Genomic DNA, 25,879 nt, shown 5'->3' with positions numbered 1-25,879 from the left:
CGTCATGGTGGCCCCGGCCGGGGCCGCCACCGTGTACGGCCGGACCCGGGCCGGGGCCGGGGAACGTACGCCTCGCGCTGCCCGGCACATGCCGCAGCCCTGTCACGGTAGGCCGCAGGGCCCGTGAAGCACATGAGTCCACCGGCTGATCGCACCGTGCCGAGGTACGACCGCAGGAGGAGTCCCGCTGCCTCCCGTGGTCGCAGGGCGCCCGATGGTCCGGCGTGCTCGACTGCTGCTCCGGTGGCAAGGGGACCTGCCACGGATGGCGACCCCGGTTGCACACGAGGGCGACCCGGGATCGATGTGGCAGCGCCTACCCGGCGCCGAGTATGGCCGGGTGACCGAGATCATCGCGGGACTGTACATGTCCCCTCCGGAATTCCTTGCCGTGCTGGCTGCCGTCGCGCTTGTGGTGGCGCGTTGGCTTCCCCCCAGTGCCCGCCCGCCCGTCACGATCGCGGCCGGGGCGGTTCTCGTGGTGTCCGCGATCGTGCTGAGCGTGGCGGGGCCCCGCTGGCAGATGCTGCCGGTACTGGCAGGCGCTGCCTTCGCGTTGCCGTTCGCCTTCGCTCCCCTGCTGCGACGCCGTACCGGCCGGCCGGCGTGGCGGGCCCGCTGGTGGCTGGCGTTGCCGGGATCGGTGGCCTGTGTCGGCCTGATCGCCACGGGCCCGGTGGCCGCCTGGGCCTTTCCCGTACCCGTGTTCCCCGAGCCGTCAGGCGACTTCGCGGTCGGCACCCGCGTGGTGCAGTGGACCGACCCACTCCGTCCCGAGACCTTCACCGCCGATCCGGACGACCGGCGCACCGTCGTGGTCCAGCTCTGGTACCCCGCGCAGACGAGCCCCGCAGGCACGCAGCGGGCCCAGTACCTCGGGCGCACGGAGCAGGAGGCGCGCACCGTCTCCGACGCCCTCGCCCGTGGGGTCGGCCTGCCCGGCTTCCTGCTCGACGGTATTCCGCGTGCCCGCACCCGTTCGGTCTTCGACGCCCCGGTGGACGGCACGGGGGGACGGTTCCCCGTCGTCCTGTTCTCTCCCGGGTCGGGCGGAGTGCGCACCCAGAACACTGCCTGGGCGGAGGAACTGGCCGGCCACGGTTATGTGGTGGCCGCCCTCGACCACCCGTACGACTCCGCCGCCGTCGTCCTCGCCGACGGCCGGACGATCACCACCGAGACCGCGTCCTCCGGCGACCCGGACCAGGACGACAAGCTGGCGGCCGGCTGGACAGCGGTTCGAGCCGCCGACCTCAGCTTCGTCCTCACCCAGCTGGACGGTCTGGACCGAAGTGAGACCGCCGACCCGCTGCGCGGACGCCTGGACACCAGCCGGGTCGCGGTGACTGGCCACTCCATGGGTGGTGCTGCCGCCCTGCAGGCAGCCCGGCAGGATCGCCGGTTCGACGCCGTCATCGACCTGGACGGCTACCCCCACGGCCCCACCTCGCCCGCCCTCGACCAGCCGACGCTGGCGCTCACCCAGGCCATCACCCCGCGAACCGACCCGCGCTACCTGCCCCGCCTCACCGAGGCGCTCAAGTCCAGCACCGCGACGGGCTACCGGCTCACCATCCCCGGCGCCGCACACCTCACGTTCACGGACGGCGCCCTGTACCTGCCGCCCGTGCCCTCGATAGTCGGCTCCCTCGGCCGCACCGAGAGCCCGCGCGTCGTCGCCGCAGCCACCCTCGCCTTCCTGGACGCCGTCCTGCACGGCAAACCCGGCGACCCGGCCGGCGTTCTGCCGGCCTACGGCGACCTCAGCGTCTACCCCCCGGACAACAGCCGCTGATCACCTGCTCGGGGGCGCGGGTGCGGCAGGCGAAGCCGTGTCCGGCCAAGGGCCGCAGGGTGTGGCCTGGTCACCTGTGGGGGCATGGATCGGCATCTAATCCCGCCGGGGGGGGGGGGGGGGGGGGGGGGGGGGGGGGGGGGGCCCGCGGGGGGGGGGGGGCGGCGGGGGGGGGGGGGGGGGGGGGGGGGGGGGGGGGGGGGGGCGGGGGGGGGGGGGGGGCCCCCCCCCCCCGCCCCCCGGGGGGGGGGGGGGGGGGGGGGGGCCCCCCCCCCCCCCCCCCGGCGGGAGGTGTCGGACATGCCTACAGCCGGTACCGCTCGGCAAGGTCGCCGTAGCCGCCCGCCGTCCAGACCACGGTGCGGAACTCCACGAGGCCGAGCGCCCCAGTGCCCTGCCCGGCGGTGGGCGGGAAGTGCGCGGTGCCGCAACGGGCGCAGTACCAGGCCTGGTTCCCGAGCCGCTCGGCCTGCGGCCGGCCCGCGAGACGCCGCCGCCTGGCGAGGAACAGCGCGGTCGCGCCCGCCAGCAGGGCGATCGCGAGGGCCAGGAGCAGGTACGACCCCCAGAGCGGGACCAGCGCGTCGTTCGCGTCGGCGAGCGGAGCCGCCGCGTGCGTGGCGGGGGAGGCCGGAGCGGCCTTCGGAAAGCCAGGGAGATCGGTGGGGAAGTCGCCCGGGAACCCCGGGTGCTTGGTCACCCAGTCCGGCGGCGAGAGGTCGGGCTTCTGAAAGACGGGCGCGTTGCGCGCCGCGTTTCCCTGGACGAAGGTGAAGACCGCCCCGATCACCGTCACGAAGCCCAGGACCACCAGGGCCTGGAACGCCGTGCTGGTCGTCGGCGGCGCGGGCGCCAAGGCCCGGCCGAGGGCGGACACCTCTTCGCGGGTCGAGGTGCCGCCGTCGCGGCCGGAGTCGCGCACGGTGACGTTGCGCCGCTCGCTCAGGTGGACCGCCGGCACGCTGCGGACCTGGTCGGTCAGCGCGCAGCTCGGGCAGGGCGGCAGAGGGCTGTGCGGCGGTGGCGCAGGTATGGCGTCGTTGATCGCCATGTGTGAAATCCCCCCAGAATTACGGCGGCCGGTCGGCCGTTCGTATCCGAGTGGACGCCGCCGCGCGGCCTCCGGTTGCGGCTCGCCCCGAGGAACGTGAGCGCCTGCGGCCGGTGAGTTCTTTCTGTATCAACTCCCGCCACCAGGGCGGGTGATGAACGGGGGCGGTATCACATGCCGGATATGACCGGTGGGTTCGCGAGTGTGGCCGTCACGAACGCCGTTGTGGCGGGCGCCGCGTTCGGTCTCGCGACACCGTCGTACGCTGCCGAGCGGGAGGTGCCGGTGTCCGCCGCCTATGACCGCCCGGTGAACCATCCGAACCACCGGCCCCTGCACCGGCACCGGCCGCGCTCGCCGCGCCCTGGCCCGGGACGACGAGCCCGCCGGCCGCGGCCCCCGCTCGCCCCTCGTCTCGTTGGCCGGTAGAGCCCCATGTGGGTCACCCGTTCGGATGACGCGCGGTTGGGTGGAGGCGGTGGGTGGCACAACGGCGGGCATGACGACTTCCTCCACCAGTGCCTCCACCAGTTCCTCCGCCAGACGCCGCCGGAGCCGGACGGCCAAGCCCGCGCCCACGCCTCTGCCCGCCCGCCAGGCCACCGGACGCCCGGCACCGGCCGGGCCGCGCCGACCGGCGGCCGGGTGCTGCCGGACCTGGGCCAGCGAGCGTACGGTGCCCGGCGGCCGGGTCGTGCGGACGACCTGGCACCAGCCCGCATGCCGGGCCTGGGCCACCCGGTGACGGTGCGCCGGAGGCCTTGGGGATCTCGTCGGCCCGCCTCAACTCGGCGACGTCCTCGCGGAGTTCTTTGAGCTCGTCCTGCTCTGCGGTTAGTCCTGCTCAGCGGCCGTGAGCCGGTCGTCGCGACCTTCGGAGTGCCCGGCCTGCCGGGCGGCAGCGGCCGGTCTGCGGCCGGCTTGCGACCGGCTTGGGCATGGTGCCTGCGGCGGGCCGGCGCGTAGGGTGCTGGGATGATCGCGATGCCAGAGGAGTTCGCACAGGGCACTGTCGACCGGGAGGGGGAGGCCGGGGCGGCGTGGCTCGCCGATCTGCCGGGCATCGTGGAGGACTTGCTGGGGCGCTGGGGGTGCGTGCCGGACGGCGAGGTCATGCACGGTGGCGTCGGCATCATTGTTCCGGCACGGCGACGGGCTGAGGAGCGCGCCGTGCTGAAGGTGTCGTTCCCGCATCCCGGCAACGTCCATGAGCCGGATGCGTTCGTCGCGTGGGGCGGGTGCGGCGCCGTCCTGCTGCACGAGCGCGACGACGAGCGGTTCGCGATGCTGCTGGAGCGGGTTCAGCCGTCGACCCTGGCGGAGGTCCACGACGGCGACGAGGTGGTGACGGTCGCCGGACGGCTCAATCGCCGCCTGGCCGTCCCCGCACCGCCCGGCCTGCCCCGGCTGCGCGCGCAGGCCGATGCCTGGGAGGAGCAACTACGCAAGGACGCCGAGGAGTTGACGCACGCGCTGCCGCGTCAGGTGCTGGACGCTGCCGTGGCGACCGTGCGGGAGCTGGGCCGGGCCCAGCCGGACACTCTTATCCATGGCGACCTGCATGCCCGGAACATCCTGCGCGCCGGTCGGGAGCCGTGGCTGGCTGTCGACCCCAAGGGGTACGCGGGGGATCCCGCCTACGACAGCGGCACGCTGCTGAAGTCCCGCGCGCTGACGCTCCTCGAAGCGGGCGACCCGCGCAAGGCTGTCCACCGCATCCTGGACGTCTTCGCCGAGGCCGCGGAACTCGACCGTGAACGCGTCCAACGGTGGGCCCAGTTCCACGCCGTCCAGGCTGCGTTCTGGGGCCGCCGCCACGGCTTCCGGATCGCCCGCAGCGGACCGCGGTTGGACTGGCTCACCGAGTTGGTCGACGGCCTGGCGGAGTTGCTCACCGAACGCTTGTAGTGACCTCGTAGAACGTGATCCCGTCGAGCGTGACCTCGTCGAGCGTGATCTCGTCGTGCGAGATGGTGCCGGCCGGGTCCGGTGGGTGGACCGGTGCGGCCGCCATTGATCATCGTGAGCCGCGGTGGGCCGACGATGAGACGGCGGCCTCTCACGGCATGGATCCCGCCCGCGCGACGCGTCCGGTCGGGTGGGCCGTCTCGCGTCCCGGGTTGGTCCGATAGGTCGGATCTGCGGTGGGTCGTGCCGGGACGTTCCGGGCGGCGGCAGCGCCGAGGTTATGAATGGTCATCTGGCCATCCAGCCACCCGGCCATCCACGAACATCAACCTCAGGAGCCACCCGATGCGCCCCATCAGAACAGCCTGTCTCGGCGCGGCCACCGCGCTGGCCGCCCTTCTCGCCTGCGCCCCGGTCGCGGCCGCCGCCGCGACGGACACCGGTTCCTCCCCCGCCAAGGGCGGAGACCGGGTCTTCACACTCATCGGTCACCTCGCGCAGGAGACCCGTTTCCCCGTCAACCCCGGCGGCGCCCCCGCCCAGGGCGACCGGGCCGTCTTCCACTCGGTCCTGTTCGACCAGGACGGCAACCAGGTCGGCGACACCGATGGCACCTGCACCACCACCCGGGTCGACAACGGCGGAGCGGAGGAGTGCGTCGTCACCTACAACCTGCCCGGCGGCCAGCTCTCCGTACAGGGGATGGTCTTCGGCTTCCTCAACCCGGGCCCTCCGCCTTCGTTCGACAACGGGATCACCGGCGGCACCGGGAAGTTCGACCGGGCTCGTGGCATGGTCCACGCCGACACGATCGCTCCCGGCACGAGGCGCGTCACGGTCGACCTCGACTTCTGACGGACCCGGCCCCCGCCCGGTGAGAGCCGGACAGGGCGGCGATGTCCGATGGGGAAGGCGCTCTCCGGGGCACCGGTGTCCTTGGAGCGACCCTGACACCCTCTCAGCCGAGGTGAAGGAACAGTGTGCCAATCATTCGCCTCGGCTACACCAGCGTGGTCGTGGAGCGCCGAGTAGATCTGAGGCCGACAAGAAGACCCGAGGATTTCGTCCGGAGGCAGTGCGCGGACGAGCGTGCAGCCGGGAGGCCGAGGGGTCGCCTTGAGTGCCGGCGCTCGACGATGTCCCGGTCAAAGCTCTCCGGCGGCTCTCTCATGGGCCCGGGAGCCTGGCAGCCCGGCAGCCCGGCTCAGGAATCCGGCTCGCCGAGCGGCTCCTCGAAGTCGCCGATCATCGCCGGGTCGTCGGCGGAGTTCGACTGTGGCCAGGGGGTGGCTCCCGTGACACCCAGGTCACCACGCATCGCCTCCCTGGTGGCGCGTATGAGGGGCCAGAGCGCCTGCTGCGCCTCGGTGGCGGACCGCAGGGTTTCGCCGCTCCTGGGGTTGCCCTGTTCGATGCGCTTGATCTGCCCGTAGACCCGGGTCAGGGCGTCGTTCAGCTCGCTGGCCGGCCCGATCACCGTGTCGGGGGCGACCATCAGAGTCTCGGACCAGTGGTCGCGATGGGCGTCCTTGGCCCTTTCCAGCGCCCGGATGTCCTCCTCTCCGGGCGCACGGTCCCGTACGACGTACAGATGACGGCTCAGCGCTGTGGCGAACTGCCGGGAATCCCGGTGGAGTTCGGTGTAGCTCCGCCGCCGCAGTTCACGGTTCTCGCGGGCCTCCTGGATGGCGTGGCCCATCTCGAGTTCACGCTTCTTGGCCCGGTCGGCGCCCCGCTGAGTGAGCAACGCGCCGCCCAGCGTGCCCGTCACACCGGTGATCGCAATCAGTACCGCCCCCACGTCCATCGGATCACCATAGGGTCTGGCTCTTTGACCATGCCGGGCGGGGACTGTTTCATGAGGGTGCTTCAGGCGACCACCTATGAAACGCGGGCGTGTCACCACCGGGCGATGAGCGGCGTGTCCGGTCCGTGCTGCCGCCAGGCTTCGGTGAGGCGGGCGAGGCGGGTGGGGGCGGCGATGCCGCGCACGGTCGCGATCCTGCCATTGGTGATGTCGAACGTCACGGAGCCGACGACCTGGTCGCCTAGCACGAAGAGGATGGCGGGGGCGCTGTTGACGAGTGCGTAGTGGACGGCGAGCGTGCCACCGGCAAGTCGCCGTTTCGCGGCCGTGGGCTTGAAGCCAGCCCGTGCCACGGCGGCGATGCGCTGCGGAGTGTCGTACCGCAGCAGCTTCTCGGCCAGGCCGGCGCCGTTGGAGTCGGAGATCGCGGTCGCGTCGTCGGTGAGCAGCGCCACCAGCCGTTCGGTGCGGCCCGAGGAGGCGGCGGCGAGGAATTCCTCGACGACCCTGCGGGCGGACGCGGGGTCGACGTCGGCGCCGCCGCGGCGTGCGGCGGTGATGCGGCGCCGGGCCCGGTGGAGGTGCTGTTGGCTTGCGGACTCGGTGATGCCGAGGATCTCGGCGATCTCGGCGTGGCTGTAGGAGAACGCTTCGCGCAGGACGTAGACGGCCCGCTCAAGGGGGGACAGGCGCTCCATGAGGGTCAGCACGGCCAGGGAGACCGATTCGCGTTGCTCGAACGTGTCGGCCGGGCCGAGCATCGGGTCGCCGTCGAGGAGTGGTTCGGGCAGCCAGGCGCCGACGGTGCGTTCGCGGCGGGCTTGTGCCGAGCGGAGCCGGTCCAGGCACAGATTGGTGACGACCTTGGTCAGCCATGCTTCTGGCACCTTGATGCGCTGCCGGTCGGCGGCCTGCCAATGCAGGAACGCGTCCTGCACGGCGTCTTCGGCGTCGGTGGCCGAGCCCAGTAGCCGGTATGCCAGCGAAGCCAGACGGTTCCGGCTGGCCTCGAACCGACTGGTGTCGAAGCGATCAGTGGCGGTGCTGTCCACGCGGGCCACCCTATGCGGCTACGCGACCGCCTTTCTCGGCGGACACATCCGGTGCGGCGGGCACGGAGCCCGTGGCGGCCAGGCGGTGCTTGCGCGTGGGCAAGCAGAAGGTCGGGTGGGAGTTGGTCCACAGCGACATCCTGAGGATGCCCGCCTTGATCCGCGCGGCCTTCCGGCCGCCCATGTACTTCGGCTTTGCCTGCGCTTCGTCGTCGACCATCTGCAGGATCCCGTCCCGCCGCCCGAGGCTGATGTGATTGCCCATGTACTCCAGCTTGGTGTGGGGGATCTTGCGGCCGGTCAGGCGTCCCACGATCGCGGCGACCGCCTGCATGCCGGTGTAGCCGGCCGAGGCGCAGGACATCGGCAGCGGCCGGCCGTTGTCGCCGATGGCGTAGGCGCTGTCGCCGGCGGCGTAGACGTTCGGGTGCGAGACCGACCGCATGGTGTGATCGACGACGATCCGACCGTTCTCGGTGACCTCCAGCCCGCTGGCGGCGGCGGTCGGGCTGACCGCGAACCCGGCCGTCCACACGGTCGCGTCGGACGCCACGGCGGTGCCGTCGGCGCACAGCACCCGCGCCGCTTCGACGGTCTCGACGACGGTGTGCTCCAGGACCGTGATGCCCAGCCGGTCGAAGGCCTGGCGCAGGTGGTCGCGGGCTCCGGGGGAGAGCCGGGCGCCCAGCTCGCCACGGGCGATGAGCGTCACCGACAGGCTGCGCCGGGATTCGGCGATCTCGGTGGCGGTCTCGATGCCGGTCAGCCCGTCGCCGACGACCAGGACACTCCCGCCTTCGCCCCGCCTGCCCAGGCTGTCCAGACGCTCGCGCAGGCGCAGCGCCGAGGGCCGGGCGGCGACGTCGAAGGCGTACTCGGCCACGCCGGGGACGCCGCCGTCGTCCCCGTGGCTGCCGAGCGCGTAGAACAGCGTGTCGTAGCCGAGTTCGCCGCCGCCCTCGGCGTCGGCCACGGCGACGATCTGTCGCCCGGGGTCGACGGCGGTGACACGGGCCAGGCGCAGCCGTATCCCCGTGCCCGCGAAGACGTCGACGAGCTGTGGGGCCTCAATCTCCTGGCCGGCCGCGAGCTGGTGCAGCCGCAGCCGCTGGACGAAGTCCGGCTCGGCACTGACCACGGTGATCTCGGTGTCCGCCGGGGACAGCCGCCGGGCCAGGTTCCCCGCCACGTAGGCCCCGGCATAGCCGGCGCCGAGAACGACGATGCGGTGCTTCATGAGTAGCTCCTGTCGGTTCGCTTGCCTTCGGTGATTGAGCGGGAAAGCACCCGGATTGCTGACAGGAACCACATGTGACATGGGTCACATGGAGAGAGGGGGGCTCGGTCGATCAAGCCCGGAAGTCCCTCATCGTGTCTGCGTGCGTGATCGGTCGGCGGCGCTGGCAGATGTGCGGAGGCGGGGCACGGCGGCGACCGGCCCCAGGTCGAGGCGCTTGTCCATGTCCAGGCGAAAGGTGCTCGGCCATCAGCGCCTTCATGAAGGAGTGGCCGACGCGGGAGCGGACGGGGGTGCCGCCGTGCTCGCGGATGATCTCCACGGCTGCGGCGGAGGTGATGACGTTGTGGATGATCGCCGAGCCGAGGTCCTTGGCCGGCTCGCGGGCGGCGACCAGGCCGACGATCGCCAAGGGGGAGACGGCCTGGCCCTTCTCTCAGGGCCACCACACACCGACCCGCCCGCACCCGGCGGGGTCTGTACAACCGAGAGTCGGGCCACGTGACCTGGGTGTGTTCTTTCTCGGGGGACCACCGTCCGGGACCTGCCGCACACCCGGAGGTGAGCACCCGTCCGGTGACTTCTCTGGAACCCGCCGCCCCGGTTGCTCCAGAAACGACAGGTCAAAGACTCCCCAAGAAGAAGCGCACCCCAGTCGCGCTGCTTCGCGTCCCCAGCTCGCGTGATCTGCGCCAATCATGTGTGGGGGCATGGTGACGTATATCCGATGACCGGAACGTACGGGCTCCAATTCTCGCTGCTCAAGGCGCCGGCGCTGTTGGCGCAGATGTTGTGGATCGCGGCCTCGACGTTCAGGTCCCAGACGGTGGCCACTCCGTCGTCGGTGGCGGCGGCCAGGGTGTGGCCGTCCGGGCTGAACGCCAGCACGGACACCGGTCCGGTGGCGACGGTCAGCGGTTCGCCGATGGCGGCGGGGCGGTTGGGGTCGGTGACGTCCCACAGCTTGATGGTGCCCACGCTGGTGTGGCCGGAGGCGGCCAGGGTTTTGCCGTCGGGGCTGAACGCGACCGACCAGAGGCTGCCGCCGGGCATGGTCAGGGGCTGGCCTCTGGGGGTGAGGTGGTTGGGGTCGGTGCTGTTCCACAGGGTGATGATGCCGCTGCTGTTTCCGGTGGCCAGGGTGTGGCCGTCGGGACTGAACGCCACCCAGGTGCTGGTGCCGGTGGGTTGGGGTATCGGTTCGCCTACGCGGACCTTCAGGTCGAGCTTCGCGCTCCACAACCCGACCTCGTGGGTGCTGGTGTCGCCGCCGGTGGCCAGGATGCGGCCGTCGGGGCTGAAGGCGATGGATTCGATGGATCTCGTGTGATCGTTATTGATGCCGGCTACAGGCGTGGGCTTCGCGGGGTTGGTGACGTCCCAGAATGCGATGCCGCCGGACTCGTACGTGTCTCCGGCTGCGGCCAGGGTGTGGCCGTCCGGGCTGAACGCCAGAGAGAAGATCTGCCCGTTGGCCCCGGTGAGCGGCTGCCCGAGGAGAATGGGGTGATTGGGGTCGGCGGTGTTCCACAGGGTGACGACGCCGCCGCGGTCGCCGGCGGCCAGGGTGCGGCCGTCGGGGCTGAACGCCACCGCGGTGACCACCTCGGTGGGGCCGGTCAACGGCCGGCCTCTGGGAGCGGGGTGGTGGGGGTCGGCGGTGTTCCACAGACTGACGGTCCGGTTCGCGTTTCCGGCGGCCAGGGTGTGGCCGTCCGGGCTGAACGCGACCGATGTCAAAGGGCCGCCCGCGCCGATCAGCTGGGTCGGCGGCAGGTTCCACAGATCCACGTCGCCATCGGCGTTTCCTGCCGCCAAGGTGCGGCTGTCCGGGCTGAACGCCACGGCCATGACGCTGCCGCCGGGGCCGACCAGCGGCCGCAGCGGGGCGATGTCGGTGGCGTCGGTGACGTTCCACAGATGGACGGCGTGGTCGGCGCCGCCGGCGGCCAGGATGTGGCCGTCGGGGCTGAACGCCACCGACATCACGGCCTGGGCGGATCCCGTCAATGGCTTGCCCAACGGAGCCGGGCGCTCAGGGTCGGTGACATTCCACAGGTGGACGTCGAAGTCCGCGGCCCCGGCGACAAGGGTGTGGCCGTCGGGGCTGAACGCCACCGAATCGATCTTGCTGCCGGCGTTCAGAGGCTGACCCCGTTGGGTCGGGTGGCTCGGGTCGGTGGTGTTCCACAGGCTGATGGTGCCGGTGTCGTCCTGGCAGGCGGTCGCGAGTGTGCGGCCGTCGGGGCTGAATGCCAAAGGACCGGAGGGGAAGCAGGTGTCGAAGGGCTCGCCGTATGAGGTGGCGTCATCGGGGTGGGTGACATTCCACAGGGTCACGACTCCGGTGGACCGTTCGGCGGCCAGGGTGCGGCCGTCGGGGCTGAACGCCAGCACGTGGATGGAACTGAAAGAGTCCCAGGGGCTCACGCCGGAACTCGTCGGCCGGCCCAACAGGACCGGGTGACTGGGGCTGGTCAGGTTCCACAGGTCGACGAAGCCGCCGGAGCCGTCGTCACCCCTGTTGTTGGCACGGCCGCCGACAGCCAAGGTGCGGCCGTCCGGACTGAACGCCACGGACAGGATCGAGTTGACGGAAGCGTCTTCGGGCAGAGGCGCGCCCAGCGCCACCGGGTGGCTGGGGTCCGAGACGTTCCATAGCCGGACGATGTTCTGCTGGCCGTATCCGACGGCCAGCGTGTGCCCGTCGGGGCTGTAGGCCGCGGTGGAGACCGGGCTCTTCGAGCCTGGCAGCCGGATGTCCAGCGGCGTGTTCTCGGTGGTGATCAGCCGGGAGGCCGCCCGCGGGGTCGGCTCCGTGCGGTAGGCGACCAGGGCGAGCTGTGCGGACAGTGAGGGATCGGTGGGCGCCAACTGCAACGATGCTGAGGCGACGGCGGCGGTGATGGCCTTGTCGCGAGCCTCCGTGGCGCGGGTGTTCTGCACGAATGCGAACGCCGCGGCCGTTGAGGCGACCACGGCCAGCGCCGTGATGGCCGCGACGGCGGACCGCCGGAGCCGCTGCCCGCGCCGCTGCTGGCGCCGGGCGGTGGCCAGGAAGGCGCCGGCCGCGCCGCTGAGGTCCGGCCCGTGCTTCTCGGCCCAAGCCAGCGCGTTCTCCAGGCGGTTGCCGCGATAGAGCGCGCCTGGCTCCCGGCCGGCCTGTTCCCATGCGGCGGCCGCCTCTTCCAGGTCCTGTCGGACCAGGTTGCCGTCCCGGTCCTGCTCGATCCACTTCCACAGCCGCGGCCAGGAGCGGATCAGCACCTCGTGTGTGATCGTCACCGCGTCCTGATCGCGGGTCAGTAGCCGACCGCGGGTGAAGTCGTCCACGACCACCTTGGCCGACTCCGGGTCCGGCGCGTGTCGCAGCAGATCGTCGTACCGGACGCGGCGGCGGGTGTCGTCGGCATCACGTCCCAGAATGACGAGCCGCAGGAACACCCACCGCGCTGCGTCACGGCATGGCGGCGGGAGCGCGTCGAACAGCCGGTCCGCCGTGTTGGCGAGGGCGCGCTGGATCCCGCCGGTGACCCGGTATCCGTCCACGGTCAACCGGTGGCCGCTGCGCTGCTGCCAGCTTGCCCGCAGCGCGTGTGCCAGCAGCGGCAACCGGCCCGCAGCGCCCGTACCCGCCGGTCCTCCGACCGTCCCCAGGTCGGCCAGCAACACCTCGACCAGGCCGTCTTCGACCTCGAGCTCCACGTCCTCGGCGGGAAGGCGGATCGCCTCCTTGAGTTCGCGCTCGGTCATCGGGTCCAGCAACACTGCCCCGCCCTGCAAGGCTGCCCGAAGCTGCGGATAGGACGTGCACGCGGCGTAGAAGTCGGCACGAAGGCTCAGTACCACCGCCGCACCGCCTGCAGGCTTGGCCAGAAGGTCCAGAACCTCGATGAACCACTGTCGCTCGGCCTCATCGGCGCACGCCGTGAAGACCTCCTCGAACTGGTCGACCACCACGGTCAGGCCGACCGCGTGACGCTCGCCGGCCGGTGCCGCCGCCTCGACTCCGGTCAGCCTGCGCAGATCCGCCACACACCGCGCGGGATCGGACTGCCAGGGCTCCGCCAGGCGCCGGGCATCCTCGGCATCGAGCCCTGCGGCGGCCGCCAGCGCCAGGGCCGGGGATGCCGTCGGGGTCAGCGTCAACCGCGGCCAGCTGCTCGATCCCGCCACGGGCAGCCGACCGTCATCCAGGGCCGGCAGCACCCCGGCCGCGAGAAGGGAAGACTTCCCCGAGCCCGACGGGCCGATCAGCATCAGCGGGCCGCCCTCGCGTATCCGGGCGTCCAACCGCTCGATGACCGTGTGGATCATCTGGTCCCGGCCGTAGAACCAGTCCTTGTATTCGGCCGCGAACGGCATCAGCCCCGGATACGGACACTGCATCTTTCGGGCATCGGGACCGGGGCGGCTACGGCGCGGCCCGTCGGGCTTGCGGATGACGGTCATGTCCCGGCCGGCTTGGTAGACACTGCCGCCGCCGCTTGCAGAAGCCTCGAACTTCATCGGCTGCCAGGCAGGTTGTCCGCCGGATGGTGTGCCGTCGTCCGGTTCGGTCACGCCGTCCCATCCTTGGTGACGGTCATGTCCCGGCCCGCCAGATAGGCGTCGCCGCCGCCGGAGACGTGTGCCTCGAGTGTGGTCGAGGTCGTGATCCGCTGTCCCGTCGGTCCGGCGTCGTGCGACTCCTGGAGGAGCAGCGCACGAAGTTCGTCGATGACGTCCGGTCGCATGGCGATCAGCCTGGCGAGACGCGCCTGCCATTCGGCGACCAGCAGCCCTTGGAGTTCCACGCTGTCGCCGGCCTGCTCGGCCCGCAACAGTTCGCCCCGGGCCTCGACGAGTTCGGCTTCCACCCACTCAGGATGCGAATGCCGCCACAGCGCCAGGACCGAGGCCTTGATCGCGGCCCAGCCGTCCGTCGTCAGCAGATCGATCAAGCGCCCCGCGGCGGCCGCGGCCAGGCCCCCGGCCGTGTCCAAGCCTGTCTCCATGCTTCCTCCTTGCCGACTACTGTCCGTGGATCGGGATCGCGGTCAACGTCAGGTTGGAGGCGATGAACACGCGGTCGCCACCGACGGTCCACTTGAACCCGACGTCCGGCTGCCCCGGGTCGTTGTACTTCCACCGGGCCTTGCCCGTCGCCGCGTCGATGGCCCAGAGCGTCTTGGCCGCGTCGGTGACGAAGACTGTGTCGGCCGAACACTGCGCGTTCTTGCCGCCGATCCTGGAGGAGGCCTTGAACATGTTGGTCACGCCCAGCTCGCCGGATCCGATGAGCCTCGCCACCCATTTGACGGTCCCGTCGGCGGAGGCGAAGGCCGCCAGGTTGCTGCCCACCGGGACGTAGACCGTCGCGCCGTCCAGGCTCGCGAAGAGAGCGCCGAGCCGGATATGGTCCCCGCTGTTCGCCTCGAACTGCTGATGCCACTTCTCCGCGCCGGTCGCCGCGTCGACGGCGAGGAGCGTGTCGCCGGCGCCGCCGGCGAAGAAGAACAGCCCGGCGGCATAGCACGTCAGCGGCCAACCGGCCCCGAAGTAGAAGGCAGCGTCTGCAATGGGTACCTTCCAGCCGCGGGCACCCTGCTTCCCGGTGTCGATCATCTGGACCTGGCCGGATTTGCCGACCGGGGTGCTTGAAGCCGCCAGCAGATAGGGGCCCGACGGCGGCACCAGCACGTTGTTGATGTCCGTGCCCTTGACCGCCCACAGTCCCTTACCGGTCGCGCCGTCGAACGCCCGGATGTAGCCGGTCGTCTGATCCGAATTCAAGGATGAACGGGAGTGCACGGTCCCACACACGTACACGATGTTCCCACTGACCGCCACACTACTTGCGTTGTAGAACAGGGAATCGGCATCGTCACCGGGATCGGTCTGGGCCATGGAGGTCGCCCACTTCACCTTCCCGGTGGTGGCGTCGACCGCGGCCACCAGGTTGGATGCGTCCGGCGCCTCGCAGAGGTAGTAGAAGACTCCGGCCGCGTACGCCGTCGGGGACCTCGTGTCGCTCGACCCGAACGTGTTCTTGGTGTTCAGCGAGGGGAGCGCGTTCTTACCCGTCGAGGCGTCCAAGAAGGCCGTGGCCTTGTCCGTGATCACCATGACCACGTTGTCGGAGGCTTCCAGGCACGTCGGCTGGTTCGGCCCGACGATCGTCCATGCCTTGGTCGCGTCAGGCCCGGCCAGGACGCTCGGGGCCGGTCCGTCCGAGGATGACGGCGACACTGTCGGTGTCGGAGACACCCCCGATGGTGAACCTGGTGGTTCCGGGGGCGGGAATCCACCGGCTCGGCCGCTCGGTGCCGGCGACGAGCCCCCGGAGGACAAGATCGCGGCCGTGGCCCCGCCGCCGATCAGGACCGCGCCTCCAGCCAGACCGAAGATCAGTTTCCGGCGGCTGATCCGGCCGCCGGCCGCGCTCGACGGCATCGCGGTCGCGGCGGCGGCTTCGGCGATGTCGGCGGTCAACGCCGGTGGCAGCCAGTTGCCTTCGGGATCCGGCAGGCCCTGACGGTTCAGGTAGTCGACGAGTTGTCCCGCGGTGGGCCGGGTCGACGGATCCGGGTACAGACAGCCGCCGATCACCTCGCGCAGCGACGGCGGCAGGACGGCCGTCACCGTTTCCAGCTCGGCGATACGCGTCCGCGCACCCTCGGACTCACCTTCCAAGGTCGGTCCGCGTCCCGAGGCCGCGAACAACACGGTCGCGCCCAGGTCGAACATGTCGCTCATCGGTGACCTGGCGGCCGTGGCGGTCCCGGTGATCCCGAATACGGCGATGCGGGGTCCGTCCGCCGCCAGCAGCACCGAGTCCGGCCCCACATCGCCATGAACCAGGCCGGTCGCATGGATTCGGGTCAGCGCCGCGGCCAGTCCGAGGGCGAGCCGTCGTAGGGCCGGTTCTGACAGCAGGCCGTATCGGTCCACAGCCTGCCGAAGCGGCAGTCCCGGAACGAACGCGGTCGCCAACCAGGGGGACGGCGCATCCGGGTCGGCGTCCGCAATCGGCAGGATGAAGTCCCCGGACACCGCCCGGCCCGCCGCGACATCGGTTCGGAACCGCTCCCGGAACTCCGCCACCGCAGCCGCCTCAGGCCGTACCACCGTGACCGCGACGACCCGCCCGTCAGCCGAGCGCCCCGCGAAGATCTCACCCGTACTGACCGTGCTCTCTCTTCCGAGCAGTGCGTACGGCCCGATCTGCTGAGGATCACCGGCTTCGAGTTTCTTCAACTCCCCACCCCTATGCCAGATTGATCGTCTGATCGCGTGCCGCCTGGTACACGCTGCCCCCGTCGGACGCACGCGCCGTCATGGTCACCGTCGGTTCAGCGGCAGGCGCCGCCGCAGGCGACGCCGACCCGTGCCCGAGATCGGGCAGGAGAGCCGTCATGTCGGCGCACAGGCGCTCGAGTTCGTCCGCCAGGTGGGTCTCCGAGACGCGGAGGAACTGCATCCGCGCGAGATCCGCGATCTCGGACGGCAGCTCAGACACCTCGGGCAGCATGGTCGCATCCCCCAAGAGAACGGGGACGACGCGGTTTCCCGCCTGCAGGGCCGTCCCGATCTCCACGCGGACCCAGTCCTGGACCCGATCGAGGCGCCGTATCCCGTCGTCGCCACGGGCGTCGAGCCACGCCGGCCCGATGAGCACGAGCATGACCTCGCACTCGGCGGCCTGCCGCCGCAGGATCTCGGCGAAGTCGGCACCCGCCGGGATCGACCCGCCCGACTTGAAGATCTCGCCGGACCCGAACCGGTCGGCCAGGGCCTGGTGGAGGCGGTCCCGCATCCACCGTGAATCCGCCTTGCGGAAGCTGAGGAACACACGCGGCATGGTCGTCGCCCCTTTCCGGGCCGCCCTGATGACGGGGTTCCACGTACCGTATCGGCGGGGCACCGGGTTGGGCGCATATTCGGCGTGAATTGAATAGCGAACGGAAGTCCTCGCCGCCGTCGTTGTCTCACGCAGGCGCCGACCCATACTCTGGCTGGTATGGGCGACTTCGGCGTCGAACTGGCCAGGTTCCGAGCACAGCGGGGATGGACCGTGCGCGAGCTCGCGCGGCGCGCGAGTGTCTCCGAAGGGCAGATCTGCAACCTGGAGAGCGGGCGCCGCAACCCGACGCCGGCTGTAGCCGCGGCCTGCGACGCGGCCTGCGACGCCGACGGCGCACTCATCGAACGCGCCGAAACCGCGCGCCGCGGTGCATCGGCGGAGCGCCCCGTCGAGGTCGACTCCCTCGTCGCCGGGTACCGGCGGATCCTGGAGGAACTGAAGGACATCGGCAGATCCACCGGTCCCCGATTCGTGGACCCTTCGCTGCGGTCCATTTCGCGGATCCTGACCGACACCGCTTCACATGCCGGAGCCAGAGCCGACGGGCGTCACGAAATCTGGCTGCTGGCATCGAGATTCGCCGAGTACACGGGCTGGATGGCGCAGGAGGCAGGTAACTTCGCCGAGGCGCTACGCTGGACCGATCTCGCGGTCCGCTGGGGCGCGAACGGCGGCGACGAGACGATGGCCGCTTACGCACTCGTCCGCAAAGCGTTCATCGCCGAGCACCGCGGCGACGCCGCTGCCGCGATCAGCCTGGCCAGCCAGGCCGTCGGCCAGGCGGCGGCAACGCCACTGATCCGTGCCCACGCCGCGCGGCGCGAAGCCCAGGGGCACGCGTCCCTCGGCGACTACGAGGCCTGCCACGAAGCCCTGGAGCGGTCGCGGGACCACGCCCACGAGGACAACCGACGCGAAGCCCGCTGGGGCCCACGCATCGAGAACGGAAGCCCCCGCCTCATCGAGGCGTCATGCATGGTCAGCCTCCGCCGCTTCGAACAGGCCGCCGACCTGTTCGCCACCGAACTCGAGCGCCGCCCCGCAGTCCCGCCAGACAGCAACTCCCGCACCCGCTTCACGATCCGTCAGGCCACAGCCATGGCCGGCATCGATCGCCTCGATCAGGCGTGTCACGTCATCGAGGCACTCCTGCCCACTGTCCGGAGTCTGGACTCCGCCACCATCCGGGCAGAGCTGGGCCGTTTCGTGGAGCAGACGCGGACCCGTAGGGCCACGCCGGGCCAGCGGAACCTCGTCGAAGCCGCAGCCGCCGTCGCGGACGGCCGACGTCCGGCGCGTGCGGTGCGGCGCTGACGTGGTCGTCGGCCTCCGCCGATGTTCTCCTTCGCGGTGTGGTGGGCGCAGTTGTGCCGTTGCGCCGTCGAGGAGTCGCAGTGCTTCTTGGAGCTGTTCGACGAGGGGGTGCGTTTCTTCCTGGGGGAGCCTTTGACCTGTCGATTCATGGAATCACTGGGGCGGCGGCTTCCGGGGAAGTCACCAGACGGGTGCTCACCTCCGGGGATCGCGGCAGGTCCCGGACGGTGGCCCCCCGAGAAGAAACACGCCAACGTGACCTCTGTCATGCTGTCAGCCGGCCGACGCCCTGGGAACGAGACACGATGTGCCGCATGACCGCGACGCCAGGCGAGGGCTCTGCCCCGTGTAAAAGCGACACGTTTGCCGTGGGACACGGGTTTTGCCGCGACTCCGTCATAGTGCAGCTCCGCCTCGGCGGTCCCGAGGCGGAGCGCGGCGGCGTACTTGACCATGTGGCCGTACTGCTGCTCGATCAGTTCCCAGCGGATCGGTCGCGTCAGGGAGGGTGGGGAGGGTGGGGAGGGTGGCCCTGCGGGGGCCAGTCTGGGCACGGTCTGGCTGCGGTGGGCCGGCGGGACGAGGGTGGTGGGCATGGAGAAGAACACGCACAAGCTCGTCGTCCTGGTCGGCAGTGTCAGGGAAGGCCGGTTCGGACCGGTGGTGTCCTCATGGGTGGCCGAACAGGCGGCCGCCCATGGTGGGTTCGACGTCGAGGTGATCGACCTGGCCGAGGTGGACCTGCCGCTGGCCCTGCCCGCCGCCTCGCCGAAGTTCGCGGGCGCCGACTACCCCCGCCCGGCCGGGATGGCGAAGCTCACCGATGCCCTGGACGGCGCGGACGCCGTCCTGATCGTCACACCGGAGTACAACCACAGCTACCCTGCCTCGCTGAAGGCCGCCATCGACTGGCACTTCACCCAGTGGACGGCCAAGCCGGTCGCCTTCGTGAGCTACGGCGGCGCGGCCGGCGGCCGGCACGCCGTGCTGCACCTGGAGAACGTGCTGACCGAACTGCACGCCGTGACCATCCGGGACGGCCTGGCGTTCCCGAACTACTTCACCGCCTGGACGGACGGCCGCCCGGATGACCCGCAGGCGCCCGGCTACGCCAAGGTCCTGCTCGACCAACTCGACTGGTGGGCAGGCGCGTTGAAGGCCGCTCGGGCCGCCGCCCCGTACCCGGCGTGAGCGGGGCGCAGGACATGGAATACGTGAAGCTCGGCACCACCGACCTGACCGTCAGCCGGATCGCACTCGGCTGCATGGGCTTCGGCGGCAGCGGCCGGGGCCACAACCCCTGGGCGCTGGACGAGGACGCCGCCGCGCCGCTCTTCCGGCGGGCCGTGGAACTCGGCATCACCTTCTGGGACACCGCCAACGTGTACGGCGGCGGAACCTCCGAGGAACTGGTCGGCCGCGCGGTGCGGCGCTACACCCGCCGCGACGACGTCGTCCTCGCGACCAAGGCGGGCCTGCCGATGCATGACGGTCCGGGCGGCTCCGGGCTGTCCCGGCGGGCCATCCTGGAGCAGGTCGACGGTTCGCTCGCCCGCCTCGGCACCGACCGTCTCGACCTCTTCCAGCTGCACCGCTTCGACCCGGCGACCCCGGTCGAGGAGACCGTGGCGGCCCTGGCCGAGGTGGTCGCGGCGGGCAAGGTCCGCTACGTCGGCGCCTCCTCGATGTGGGCCTGGCGGTTCGCGAAGCTGCAGCACACCGCGGCCCGGGACGGCGGCCCCGCCTTCGTGTCGATGCAGCACCAGTACAGCCTGGTGCAGCGCGAGGAGGAGCGGGAGATGTTTCCGCTGCTCGCCGACCAGGGGGTGGCCGGCCTGGTCTGGTGCCCGCTGGCCTCGGGCCGGCTGGCCCGCCCGTACGGGCAGCAGACCGCCCGCTCGGCCGGGGACCCGGTCGCCGGACGGTTCTTCGCGGACGTCGACCGGCCGATCGTGGACGCCGTGCGGTCCCTCGCCGAGACCCGCGGCGTGCCGATGGCACAGGTCGCACTGGCCTGGGTACTGCGCAACCCGGTCGTCGCCGCCCCGATCGTCGGCGCGACCCGCCCGGGGCACCTCGACGACGCCGCGGCCGCCCTGCGGCTGCACCTCACCGACGCAGAGGCGGAGACCCTGGAAGCGCCGTACACGCCCCGGCTGCCGACCGGGTTCTGAACGGGCCCGCGGTGCGGGGACGGCCGTACGGGGGACGGCCGTGGGGGAAGCCGTGCGGGGACTGCCGTGCCCGCACCGGGGAAGGGGCGGCGGATCCCCGGGCCGGAGAAGGGGCGGCGGCCCCCGGGCCGTGCGGTCGTTCGCGGTGGAGTTCAGAGCGTGAGGTAGGCCAGCCCGCCGAGCCCGGCCAGTGAGCAGTACCAGGCGAACGGCTTCAGCGTGTGCGTCTTGAAGTACTTGCTGAGGAAGTGCACGGCCGCGTACCCGCCGATGAAGGCCAGGACGCTCGCGACCGGGACCTGCGCGCCGAGGTCGGCGCCGTACGCGGCGATCAGCGAGGGCAGTTCGAACAGGGCGGCGGACCCGATCACGGGTGCCGTGAGGAGGAACGCGAAGCGGGCCGAGTCCTCGTGGGACAGGCCGTTGAGGATGCCGGCGCCGATGGTGATCCCCGTGCGGCTGATCCCGGGCAGGAAGGCGGTGATCTGCGCCGCCCCGATGCCGACCGCCTGCCAGTAGCTCAGCTGGACGATTCGGCGGTCCGACTGTCCCTCGGCGGAGAGGTGCTCGTCGCCTGCGGCGACGTACGGCTGTGCCCGTCGTCGACCGGAACCGTCGCGCCGGAGCAGTTCGACGCCAAACAGCATGAGGCCGTTCACGGTGAGGAAGACGGCGGCGGGGACGGGCCTGCCCAGCGCGGCCTTGAACACCCCGCTGACGGCCAGCCCCGCGATACCGACGGGCGTGGCGCCGGCGATCACCAGCCAGGCGAGGCGCTGGTCCGGTTCGCGGATCATCCGGCGGCGGACCGAACTGCACAGGCCCCGCGTGATCCGCGCCCAGTCCTGCCGGAACCTGATCACCAGCGCCAGGGTGGTGGCGAGGCGCAGTCCGACCAGGATGCCCAGGTACGGCGAGCCCGGCGCGGACACGTCGAGGTCGTGTCGCCAGCGCCCGCCGACCAGCGCGGGCAACAGGATTCCGTGGCCGAGGCTGGAGACCGGGAACAGCTCGGTGACACCTTGCAGCAGGCCGACACCGACGGCCTCGGGATAGGTCAGGACGGACATCTTCGACGACTTTCGCAATCGGCGGGAGGCCCGTGCACGGCCTCCGCACGAGGGTGACGCCGCTTCCCCCGTCCCTCGGCGGAGCGAGGTTACTACAAGATGATCTACAGCCCGCCGGCTGGGCCGGGATGGTCTGGGGCATCATGACCGGATGCCGAACGCCGCAGCACGCACCGCCCTCCTCGACCACCTGCGCACAACCCTTCCCGGCCGTGTCATCGACGAGGTCGCCGGTGTCGTGGGACCGATCGAGGACCGCGCCCCCGGGTTCCGGATCTTCCGGATCCATCCCGCCCATCCGGGCGACTGGTGGCTCTACGTGACGTCGGGCTGCTGGGAGGCGACGCAGCACGACGGTCACGGGACGGAGTTCTTCCTCGCGGCGCCACGTGACGAGTGGGCCAACCTGGAGAGCGTCACCATGAACGCGTACTACCACTGCGGGCCCGTTCATCAGCGACTCGACGTCGGGCACACCGTTCCCATCGGCCGGCCGTGGCTGGACGAATCCGACTGCGACCACTACCTGGTGAGCCTGCCGTACCCGCTGGGGCCGGAGTTCGAGGTCTGCTGCTGGGACGGCGGGGCCCATGCCCGGATCCTGTGGCTCCTGCCGATCACCCGGGCCGAGAAGGACTTCCGGCGGGAGGGCGGACTGGAGGCCCTTGAGAGCCTCTTCGACGAGCACGCGATCGACCCGGTCGATCCCAAGCGGGCCTCCGTCGTCTGATCGGCCCGGCCTCCGGTCCGCCCCGGCGCCCTGCGTGTGCGTCGGGGCCTACAGCTGCTCGAAGTGGAAGGACCCGGTCACCACCACGGTCTTCCCGGCGAGATCCATGCGCGTACCTCCTTCGACCTTCTCGTGTTGATCATGGTCAGCGTAACCGGGGCGTCGCGGACGAGACCGATCAGGAATCGAGAAGCCCCGGCCGCCCGGCCGCCCGTAGCGTGACGGACATGGGAAACAACGAAACCACCGCGTCCACCGCGTCCACCGCGTCCCTCGCGTCCGTCACCCTCGAGGTGGCCGACCCCGGGGCCGCCCACCGCTTCTACACCGCCTTCGGTGTGGACCGGCACGTTCGCCTGCAGAAGTCCGAGGCGCCGTCCACCGGGTTCCGTGGCTTCGCCCTGGCGCTCACGGTGTCCCGGCTGGCCACCGTCGACGCCTTCCTCGCCGCCGCCGTGGACGCCGGCGCCACCGTGCTCAAGCCCGCGGCGAAGTCGCTGTGGGGCTACGGCGGCGTCGTCCAGGCGCCGGACGGGACGGCCTGGAAGGTCGCGACCTCGGCGAAGAAGGACACCGGCCCGGCCACCCGCGAGATCGACGACGTCGTCCTGCTGCTCGGCGTCGAGAACGTCAAGGCCACCAGGGACTTCTACGTCGGCCGGGGCCTGACCGTGGCCAAGAGCTTCGGCGGCAAGTACACCGAGTTCGCCCCCGGCGAGACCGGCGAGACCGGCGAGACCGGCGAGACCGGCGAGACCGGCGCCGTCAAGCTGGCGCTGTACAAGCGCCGCGCGCTGGCCAAGGAGGTGGGCGTCCCCGTCGACGGCACCGGCTCGCACCGCATCGTCCTCGGCAGCACGGCGGACTCGTTCGCGGACCCGGACGGTTTCGTCTGGGAGGCCGTCGTGCCGGTCGCTGAGGCCTCGTCCGCACGGGCCTGACCCGCCACCGCCCGTCGTCGCGTTGCTCGGAGGAGGCGGCGGCGTCAGGCTCGGCGGGCAGAGGCTGTGAGCCGGTCGGCGAGCGCGATGACAAGGTCTCGGAGTTCGTCCGGTCGCTCAATGACGAACGGCCGGTCCAGCGAGGCGAGTACCGGAGGCAACCAGTCGAGCCGCTCTGCTCTCAACTCGACGTGGAACCAACGCTCGGCGTGCGGATCCGTGCCTTCCGCGGGGGCGGGGGACTCCTCCACCATCGCGACACTGGCGGGAAGTCGGGCGCGGATCTGTTCGACCGTCCCGTGGATCCGCAGCGTCACTTCGTACCGGTAGGCGGCCTTGGCGAACCCTGACAGGACGCGCTGTGCCGGATCGAGTGCGGCAGGAGGCTCGAACGAGCCCGGCAGGGTCCTCGCGTCCGCGATGCGATCGAGCCGGAAAGTCCGGTCCTCGCCGATCTCGGGATCGGTGCCGGTGACGTACCACCGGCCCGCATGGGTGACGATCCCGTACGGGTGCAGCGTGCGTTCGCTCCGTCGCCCTTCTCGGGCGGTGTACCTGATCGAGACCGGGCGACGATGGCGTACCGCATTGGCGATGGTGAGCAGCACCCCCGTCTCCGGGGTGGCCGACTCGCCGGGTCCGGTCGTGAAGGCGAGGGATTCCATGACGGCGTCGAGCCGACGGGCGAGACGCTCGGGCAGTGCCCTGCGGATCTTGGCCGCTGCCGTCTCGCCCGCAGTTCCGGCCGCCGTCAGTAGCCCCGTCCTGCGGCCGGCGACGAGGCCGAGCAGCACGGCGAGCGCCTCGTCGTCGTTGAACATGAGCGGAGGCAAGCGGTACCCGGGGGCGAGCCGGTACCCGCCGTAGCGGCCACGGACCGACTCCACGGGGATGTCGAGGTCGACCAGGTGGTCCACGTACCGCCGCACGGTGCGCCCGTCGACGCCGAGCCGGTCGGCGAGTTCGGCCACCGTTCTGAGGCCCCCCGACTGCAGGAGTTCCAGGAGGGTGAGCACGCGGCTGGTAGGTCGAGCCATGTCCACGAGCCTAGCGTTGATACCGGACCGATTCTGTCCACTATGTGCCCTGGCGTTCGAGGTGCAACGGCTTCAGCAACCTGAGGAGAGCACCATGGACCTCGTGTCGATCCGGATCATCACCGGCGACGTCGCGCGCCTCGTCGACTTCTACGAGCGAGCCACCGGAGTACGGGCGGAGTGGTCCACCGAGGACTTCGCCGAACTGCGGACCCCCATGGGGACCCTCGCGATCGGCAGCACCCGAACCGTCGCACTGTTCGCGCCCGGCTGCGCCCGCCCCGCCGACAACAGCACCGTGATCATCGAATTCCTCGTCGCCGACGTGGACGGCGTGTACCGGAACCTGGCCGATTTCGTCGCCGACTTCGTGGCTGAGCCCACCACGCTGCCCTGGGGCAACCGGTCGCTCCTGCTCCGCGACCCCGACGGCAACCTCGTCAACTTCTTCACCCCTGTCACGCCGGCGGCCATCGAGAAGTTCGCTCGCTGAGCGATTGCCGACTGACCTCGAAGGGCCGTTCGCCCGGCAGGCGCCTCATGCCACCCGGTCGGGACGTGGTTGAAGCCGGGCGCTGAGGACGTTCTCGGCGAGGAGATCGGCTCGGTCCATGCCCGCGCCGAGCTCTTCGGCGAGACGGTAGAAGAGCCCGCGCAATCCCAGCGGTCCGAGCTCTCCGGTGTCCGGTCGGGCGCCCAGCGCCAGCAGAGCCGAGTCGAAGCGGTGAGGTTCCCGGCCGGTGCGGTGCCGGGGCTCGATGCCCAGGAGGGTGTGCAGACCTGTCACCAACTGCCCGTTCTCGGCATAGCGGAAATCCACGAGCGGTTTCTCGTTGGCGTGCAGGGACAGTGCTGCCGTCCCCGCCGACACCTCGCCGAGCAGGTCGTCGTCCTCGACGCACAGCCAACTGCCGTGCTCCCACACCCACGCCCACGACCCGTATCGGCCGGCGGTCACCACGTAGGCGTCGTCCTCGTAGAGGAGGTCGTCGAAGTCCTCGTCGAACTCCTCCTGCGTCCGCTCGGCGAGCGTGGCCGGGTCCGCCCCCATCCGCTCCAAGAGCTGTCGTGCCGTGAGGTCACGGGCAAACGTGACGCTCAACAGCGGCAGGTCCGCCCCGTACATCCAACCCAGGCCACTCATCCGTACTCCCCCTTGCGGTGATCGACGTTCTCAGGCTAGCCAGCCGGTACGACAGGTCGGCCTCCGTGCTGCCGAGGACGGAGCGGCGTCCGGGTTCCCTGGACCTTCCTCGCCTGCTGAGCGGCAGGGGGCGGCAGGCGCCGGCCACGCGGTGGTGGCCGGCGCCTCGGGTCGTCCGGGGGGTGCGGTCCGGTCCTACGTCGTGGCCTCTGCCGTGGCCTCTGCCGTGGCGGTGCGCCAGGTGCTGACGAGGCCGGCGGCCTTGGCCTCGAAATCGGGGTCCCGCCAGATGCCCGGGAGACCTATCAGCACCGGCAGGGTGTCGATGCCGCTGACCCGGTGCGTGATCCGTACGATGTCCGGGGCGTTGGCGCGCCCGTTCTTCTTCATCACCTCGACGTTCGTGATGTCCGCCCAGGCGAACCGCTTGCGGCGGCCCCACAGGGGGGTCCACCACAGCTCGTTCTCGTCGAAGCTCACGCTGGTGAAGAGGGCACGCAGGTGGGCGGTGCCGATGACGGCCATCACGGGGACGAACAGGATCGCGACCAGAGCGGTGCGTTCGTTCAGGGGCCGGCTGAGGGCGAGGTACAGGAAGTAGGCCGAGCCTGCCAGGAAGAGCGGTCCGCTGATCCACTGGCGTCGCTGCTGCGCGGGGGTGAGGCGGTGGGTCGTGTGTTTCACCTGCGGATTCTGGCACCACCGGCGGACCTGAGGAAGCGTCACTCCGGCGCCGCCAACCGGGTGCGCGCGGGGGCTTGCGCGGGGGCTTT

General features: G+C 71.1%; 22 protein-coding genes and 1 pseudogene. 9 read left to right on the top strand and 14 right to left on the bottom strand.

The features are described 5' to 3' along the window. Positions 1 to 304 precede the first annotated feature (304 nt). Positions 305 to 1,795, top strand: a complete 1,491-nt coding sequence (locus ACZ51D_RS35295) for an alpha/beta hydrolase family protein (protein WP_465664626.1) — start codon at positions 305 to 307, stop codon at positions 1,793 to 1,795. 304 nt (positions 1,796 to 2,099) lie between these two features. Here the strand turns inward: ACZ51D_RS35295 and ACZ51D_RS35290 are convergent, their stop codons facing one another. Further along, on the bottom strand, positions 2,100 to 2,846 hold the full coding sequence (locus tag ACZ51D_RS35290; protein WP_465664598.1) for a hypothetical protein: 747 nt from the start codon (positions 2,844 to 2,846) through the stop codon (positions 2,100 to 2,102). A gap of 975 nt (positions 2,847 to 3,821) precedes the next feature. On the opposite strand from ACZ51D_RS35290, the gene ACZ51D_RS35285 reads away from it, so the two are divergent. Beyond that, positions 3,822 to 4,754: an aminoglycoside phosphotransferase family protein gene (locus tag ACZ51D_RS35285; RefSeq protein WP_465623926.1), complete on the top strand. Its 933-nt coding sequence runs from the start codon at positions 3,822 to 3,824 to the stop codon at positions 4,752 to 4,754. Here the strand turns inward: ACZ51D_RS35285 and ACZ51D_RS35280 are convergent. After that, positions 4,738 to 4,860 (bottom strand): hypothetical protein, encoded by a 123-nt coding sequence (locus tag ACZ51D_RS35280; protein ID WP_465623924.1) that lies wholly within the window; start codon positions 4,858 to 4,860, stop codon positions 4,738 to 4,740. The two genes, ACZ51D_RS35285 and ACZ51D_RS35280, sit on opposite strands and share 17 nt — an antisense overlap. 239 nt (positions 4,861 to 5,099) lie before the next feature. On the opposite strand from ACZ51D_RS35280, the gene ACZ51D_RS35275 reads away from it, so the two are divergent. Next, positions 5,100 to 5,609, top strand: coding sequence for an allene oxide cyclase barrel-like domain-containing protein (locus tag ACZ51D_RS35275; protein WP_465623923.1), 510 nt, complete (start codon positions 5,100 to 5,102; stop codon positions 5,607 to 5,609). 349 nt (positions 5,610 to 5,958) lie between these two features. On the opposite strand, the gene ACZ51D_RS35270 is transcribed toward ACZ51D_RS35275, so the two are convergent. The 8 genes and pseudogenes from ACZ51D_RS35270 to ACZ51D_RS35235 form a co-directional block, all read right to left on the bottom strand. Further along, positions 5,959 to 6,561, bottom strand: coding sequence for a hypothetical protein (locus ACZ51D_RS35270; protein WP_465664597.1), 603 nt, complete (start codon positions 6,559 to 6,561; stop codon positions 5,959 to 5,961). A 92-nt stretch (positions 6,562 to 6,653) separates the two neighbouring features. Then, positions 6,654 to 7,613: a sigma-70 family RNA polymerase sigma factor gene (locus tag ACZ51D_RS35265; protein ID WP_465664596.1), complete on the bottom strand. Its 960-nt coding sequence runs from the start codon at positions 7,611 to 7,613 to the stop codon at positions 6,654 to 6,656. Between the two features lie 10 nt (positions 7,614 to 7,623). Then, positions 7,624 to 8,850: an NAD(P)/FAD-dependent oxidoreductase gene (locus ACZ51D_RS35260; protein WP_465664595.1), complete on the bottom strand. Its 1,227-nt coding sequence runs from the start codon at positions 8,848 to 8,850 to the stop codon at positions 7,624 to 7,626. Between the two features lie 238 nt (positions 8,851 to 9,088). Then, positions 9,089 to 9,286 (bottom strand): annotated as a pseudogene (gene manB, locus ACZ51D_RS35255) (phosphomannomutase/phosphoglucomutase); the annotation flags it as partial. Between the two features lie 260 nt (positions 9,287 to 9,546). Beyond that, the gene (locus ACZ51D_RS35250; RefSeq protein WP_465664625.1) at positions 9,547 to 13,239 is read right to left on the bottom strand and encodes an NACHT and WD repeat domain-containing protein; all 3,693 of its coding nucleotides are present in this window, start codon (positions 13,237 to 13,239) and stop codon (positions 9,547 to 9,549) included. 170 nt (positions 13,240 to 13,409) lie between these two features. Next, the gene (locus ACZ51D_RS35245) at positions 13,410 to 13,847 is read right to left on the bottom strand and encodes a hypothetical protein (RefSeq protein ID WP_465664594.1); all 438 of its coding nucleotides are present in this window, start codon (positions 13,845 to 13,847) and stop codon (positions 13,410 to 13,412) included. A gap of 16 nt (positions 13,848 to 13,863) precedes the next feature. Beyond that, on the bottom strand, positions 13,864 to 16,089 hold the full coding sequence (locus ACZ51D_RS35240) for an outer membrane protein assembly factor BamB family protein (RefSeq protein WP_465664593.1): 2,226 nt from the start codon (positions 16,087 to 16,089) through the stop codon (positions 13,864 to 13,866). 10 nt (positions 16,090 to 16,099) lie between these two features. Further along, complete coding sequence (locus ACZ51D_RS35235) at positions 16,100 to 16,693, bottom strand: toll/interleukin-1 receptor domain-containing protein (RefSeq protein ID WP_465664592.1); 594 nt, start codon at positions 16,691 to 16,693, stop codon at positions 16,100 to 16,102. 159 nt (positions 16,694 to 16,852) lie between these two features. Between ACZ51D_RS35235 and ACZ51D_RS35230 the strand changes: the two genes are divergently transcribed. The 3 genes from ACZ51D_RS35230 to ACZ51D_RS35220 all read left to right on the top strand — a co-directional run bounded on the left by ACZ51D_RS35230 (position 16,853) and on the right by ACZ51D_RS35220 (position 20,184). Next, a complete protein-coding gene (locus ACZ51D_RS35230; protein ID WP_465664591.1) occupies positions 16,853 to 18,010 on the top strand; it encodes a helix-turn-helix domain-containing protein in 1,158 nt (385 codons plus the stop codon). 594 nt (positions 18,011 to 18,604) lie between these two features. Continuing rightward, positions 18,605 to 19,201, top strand: a complete 597-nt coding sequence (locus tag ACZ51D_RS35225) for an NADPH-dependent FMN reductase (protein WP_465623920.1) — start codon at positions 18,605 to 18,607, stop codon at positions 19,199 to 19,201. Between the two features lie 14 nt (positions 19,202 to 19,215). Next, positions 19,216 to 20,184: an aldo/keto reductase gene (locus ACZ51D_RS35220; protein WP_465623918.1), complete on the top strand. Its 969-nt coding sequence runs from the start codon at positions 19,216 to 19,218 to the stop codon at positions 20,182 to 20,184. Positions 20,185 to 20,336: 152 nt separating this feature from the next. On the opposite strand, the gene ACZ51D_RS35215 is transcribed toward ACZ51D_RS35220, so the two are convergent. Further along, positions 20,337 to 21,254 carry an undecaprenyl-diphosphate phosphatase gene (locus ACZ51D_RS35215; RefSeq protein ID WP_465623917.1) on the bottom strand — a complete coding sequence of 306 codons (918 nt, stop codon included), beginning with the start codon at positions 21,252 to 21,254 and terminating at the stop codon, positions 20,337 to 20,339. A 151-nt stretch (positions 21,255 to 21,405) separates the two neighbouring features. Between ACZ51D_RS35215 and ACZ51D_RS35210 the strand changes: the two genes are divergently transcribed. Next, positions 21,406 to 21,984 (top strand): suppressor of fused domain protein, encoded by a 579-nt coding sequence (locus ACZ51D_RS35210; RefSeq protein ID WP_465664590.1) that lies wholly within the window; start codon positions 21,406 to 21,408, stop codon positions 21,982 to 21,984. A gap of 227 nt (positions 21,985 to 22,211) precedes the next feature. After that, the gene (locus tag ACZ51D_RS35205; protein ID WP_465664589.1) at positions 22,212 to 22,925 is read left to right on the top strand and encodes a glyoxalase; all 714 of its coding nucleotides are present in this window, start codon (positions 22,212 to 22,214) and stop codon (positions 22,923 to 22,925) included. Between the two features lie 44 nt (positions 22,926 to 22,969). On the opposite strand, the gene ACZ51D_RS35200 is transcribed toward ACZ51D_RS35205, so the two are convergent. Then, positions 22,970 to 23,962 (bottom strand): helix-turn-helix transcriptional regulator, encoded by a 993-nt coding sequence (locus ACZ51D_RS35200; protein ID WP_465664588.1) that lies wholly within the window; start codon positions 23,960 to 23,962, stop codon positions 22,970 to 22,972. A gap of 94 nt (positions 23,963 to 24,056) precedes the next feature. Here ACZ51D_RS35200 and ACZ51D_RS35195 point away from each other — a divergent pair, with 94 nt between their 5' ends. Continuing rightward, entirely contained in the window at positions 24,057 to 24,455 is a 399-nt protein-coding gene (locus ACZ51D_RS35195) for a VOC family protein (protein ID WP_465623911.1), read from the top strand. Positions 24,456 to 24,500: 45 nt separating this feature from the next. Here the strand turns inward: ACZ51D_RS35195 and ACZ51D_RS35190 are convergent, their stop codons facing one another. Further along, positions 24,501 to 25,106 (bottom strand): DUF6461 domain-containing protein, encoded by a 606-nt coding sequence (locus tag ACZ51D_RS35190; RefSeq protein ID WP_360502699.1) that lies wholly within the window; start codon positions 25,104 to 25,106, stop codon positions 24,501 to 24,503. Positions 25,107 to 25,301: 195 nt separating this feature from the next. Next, positions 25,302 to 25,790 carry a hypothetical protein gene (locus ACZ51D_RS35185; protein ID WP_465664587.1) on the bottom strand — a complete coding sequence of 163 codons (489 nt, stop codon included), beginning with the start codon at positions 25,788 to 25,790 and terminating at the stop codon, positions 25,302 to 25,304. Positions 25,791 to 25,879: the final 89 nt, after the last annotated feature.

This window comes from Kitasatospora sp. NPDC033851 (assembly GCF_055576085.1).
This window is presented reverse-complemented; position numbering and strand designations above follow the sequence as displayed.